This window comes from Caballeronia sp. GAWG1-1 (assembly GCF_023631465.1).
GTDB lineage: Bacteria > Pseudomonadota > Gammaproteobacteria > Burkholderiales > Burkholderiaceae > Caballeronia.
The window spans coordinates 1-1370 of the sequence record NZ_JALQDB010000094.1 but is presented as its reverse complement, the minus strand read 5'-3'; the positions used below and the strand labels follow the sequence as shown (position 1 = coordinate 1370).

Annotated in this window: 1 protein-coding gene; it reads right to left on the bottom strand. The window is 57.5% G+C overall.

Going from position 1 to position 1370, the window contains the following annotated elements; translation table 11 throughout:
* Positions 1-1370, bottom strand: a 1370-nt coding sequence (locus tag NCT03_RS33575; protein WP_284503584.1) for a methyl-accepting chemotaxis protein, incomplete at both ends; no start/stop codon positions are given.

Sequence of the window (1370 nt, the reverse complement as noted above, 5' to 3'; positions counted from 1 at the left end):
GACGAAGCACTGGCGATCTCCCCCATGATGTCGGTGACGCGTCTCACGGCGTGCGTGAGTTCGGTCATGGTCACGCCGGCGTCGTTCGCATGGTCGGCGCCATCAGCGATTTGTGCGACAGACGTCGTAATGAGATCCTTGATCTCTTTCGCGGCGGTCGAAGAACGCTGTGCGAGCGTTCTTACCTCACCTGCTACGACTGCAAAGCCGCGGCCTTGCTCACCTGCGCGAGCCGCTTCGACGGCCGCGTTGAGGGCCAAAATGTTGGTTTGAAACGCAATGCCCTCGATGATGCTAGTGATAGCAGAGATTTGCGACGAGCTCGAGCTGATGGCACTCATCGTTTGAACCACTTGGTCAACGGCCTGATTGCCCTTATGCGCTATGTCTGATGCGTGTGCGGCAAGCGAACTGGCCTGCTGCGCATTTTCAGCGTTTTGCTTCACCGTCGTGGTCAGTTCATCCATGCTGGACGCGGTTTGCTGAAGCGCCGATGCTTGCTGTTCAGTGCGGGAGGACAAGTCGATGTTACCCGTGGCGATTTCACTCGAACCGGAGGCGATGTTGTCCGCCGCTGACCTGACCTCACCAATCATTCTGACGAGGCTACCCTGCATGGTATGCATGGAAGACAGCACGCTGCCATCGACTGTTTTATGAGCGCCGTCGATCGCGTGTAAGTTGCCCTTCGCAACCCGTTGCGCGATAGTAGCAAGCACGCCAGGCTCGGCGCCCAGCGCGCGCAGGATACTAACGGTGATGATCGCACCCGCAAAAATTGCGATCGACAAAGTCGCAATGGAGAGTACTACCAGCAGATTACGCTGATGCTCGAATCGAATCTGCGCCTCGTTGACCATCTCTACCGCGCGCGCATGGGTTGCGTCGGTGTAGGCGTTGGTAGCGCGTTTCAAATCTGCCAAGAGCGGACGACATTTGTTGTTGATAGCAGCAATGGCGGCCTCACGTTGACCGTCCATGGCAAGTCGGACAATCTCAAGAGCGACGGGCCGGTAGAGCCCCTCGATGCGAGGAATTTCAGTGGCGAGCTCATGAGCTTGCGCAGGCATATCTGTAGCGCCAGCAACCATCCGATTGAATTCGGCGAGACGAACCTCGATTGTCTGCTCTGCCTTCAGGACAGCCTGGTGCTCAAGCTCAATGTCCGCAGGTGTCGTGACAAGCGCTAGATTGCGTACTGCCTCTGCGCGGTCATCGACTGCGGCGCGGATGGCCGTGGCCATTTCCGCGCGAGCATTGATGCCGTTGATAAATCCCTCGAATCGCGCGTTTGCATCGTTAAGCGAGCTTAGGGCCATACCAGCGATCACAAGAACGATCAGGCTCAGAGTTCCGAATGACGCGGCCAG